The organism is Mesorhizobium sp. M7A.F.Ca.CA.001.08.2.1, assembly GCF_003998455.1.
GTDB classification, from domain to species: domain Bacteria; phylum Pseudomonadota; class Alphaproteobacteria; order Rhizobiales; family Rhizobiaceae; genus Mesorhizobium; species Mesorhizobium ciceri.
This window is the reverse complement of sequence record NZ_RZPW01001025.1, coordinates 1-1,760: the sequence shown is the minus strand read 5'-3', so window position 1 is coordinate 1,760 and position 1,760 is coordinate 1. Positions and strand designations below refer to the sequence as shown.

Below are 1,760 nucleotides of genomic sequence, written 5' to 3'. Positions count from 1 at the left end.
TCCCAAGCCGCATTGGACGGTGGAACTGGCGCGCGGCTCAGGCGTCGAGATCATCGGCGACATCGAGCTTTTCTGCCGCGAGCGGATGCTGAGCGCGCCGACAGCGCCTTTCATCGCCATCACCGGCACCAACGGCAAGTCGACGACGACCGCGCTGACCGCGCACATCCTGAAAGCCGCGGGACGCGATGCCCAGATGGGCGGCAATATCGGCCGCGCGGTGATGACGCTCGATCCGCCCGAGCCCGATCGGCACTATGTCGTCGAATGCTCGTCCTACCAGATCGATCTCGCGCCCTCGATCAATCCGACGGCCGGCATCCTGCTCAATCTGACGCCCGATCATCTCGACCGCCACGGCACCATGCAGCACTACGCCGCGATCAAGGAGCGGCTGGTGGCCGGCAGCGAGACGGCGATCGTCGGCATCGACGATTCCTGGTGCGCGCAGATTGCCGAGCGGCTGGAGCGGGCGGGGCGGCATGTCATCCGCATTTCCAAGCGCCTGCCGCTGACCGACGGCTATTTCGCCGATGGCAGCAATTTGATGGAAGCTGTGCACGGCCGTTACAGCCGTGTCGCCTTCCTCGAAGGCATCGGCTCCTTGCGTGGCCAGCACAATGCCCAGAACGCTCTGGCTGCGGTCGCCGCTTGCCTCAAGGTCGGGCTGGAGCTTGGCGAGATCCAGTCGGGGCTGGAAAGCTTTCCCGGCCTCGCGCACCGCATGGAGCAGGTCGGCCGCAAGGACCATGTGCTGTTCATCAACGATTCCAAGGCGACCAATGCCGATGCTGCGGCGCCGGCGCTGTCGAGCTTTCCACGCATCTACTGGATCGCCGGCGGCCTGCCCAAGGAAGGCGGCATCGAACCCTTGCGCGGCTTCTTCCCGCGCATCGCCAAGGCCTATCTTATCGGCGAGGCGGCGCCGGCGTTTTCGGCGACGCTGGGCGAGGCCGTGCCCTACGAGATTTCAGGCACGCTGGCCGCGGCGGTCGAGCACGCCGCGCATGATGCGGCTAAGGACGACAGCGGCGAGGCGGTGGTGCTGCTGTCGCCGGCCTGCGCCAGCTTCGACCAGTTCAAGAATTTCGAAGTTCGCGGCGAAGCCTTCAGGCAAGCTGCGAATGCTATCGAGGGTGTGAAACCCATCGGAGGGGCACGATAATGCAGAGCCGTCTCGACAAAAGTCCGGTTGCGACCTGGTGGTGGACGATCGATCGCTGGTTCCTGGCGGCGTTCCTGTCGCTGATGGGCCTCGGTATCGTGCTGTCCTTCGCGGCGAGCCCGGCGGTCGCCGAACGCATCGGCCTCGACAGTTTCCACTTCGCCACCAGGCAGATCATCTTCACCGTACCGGCGCTCGGCGTGATGCTGGCCGTCTCCTTCCTCGATTCCCGGCAGATCCGGCGCATGGCGCTGATCATGCTGTGCCTGATGCTGGTGCTGATGGTGGCGGTGCTCTACATCGGCGTCGAGGTGAAGGGCGCACGCCGCTGGGTGTCGTTTGCCGGCCTGTCGATCCAGCCGTCGGAATTTTTGAAACCAGCCTTCGTCATCATGTGCGCCTGGCTTTTCGCTGAGCACAAGCGCCAGCCCGACATTCCCGGCAATCTGTTCGCCATGTTGCTGCTGGTACTGGTCGTGTCGCTGCTGGTGGCGCAACCGGATCTCGGCCAGACCATGCTGACGACCGGCACCTGGGGCATCATGTTTTTCATGGCCGGGCTGCCCTGGCTGTGGATCGTTGCGCTGGGTGCCGC

The 1,760-nt window shown here is 64.8% G+C and carries 2 protein-coding genes; both read left to right on the top strand.

From position 1 onward, the window contains the following. The coding region (murD, locus tag EN914_RS34305; protein WP_127389632.1) for a UDP-N-acetylmuramoyl-L-alanine--D-glutamate ligase at positions 1-1,165 on the top strand (1,165 nt) is incomplete at its 5' end. Then, positions 1,165-1,760: FtsW/RodA/SpoVE family cell cycle protein (locus tag EN914_RS34300; protein WP_164779131.1), on the top strand; the 596-nt coding region annotated here is incomplete at its 3' end. The genes murD and EN914_RS34300, both read left to right, overlap by 1 nt.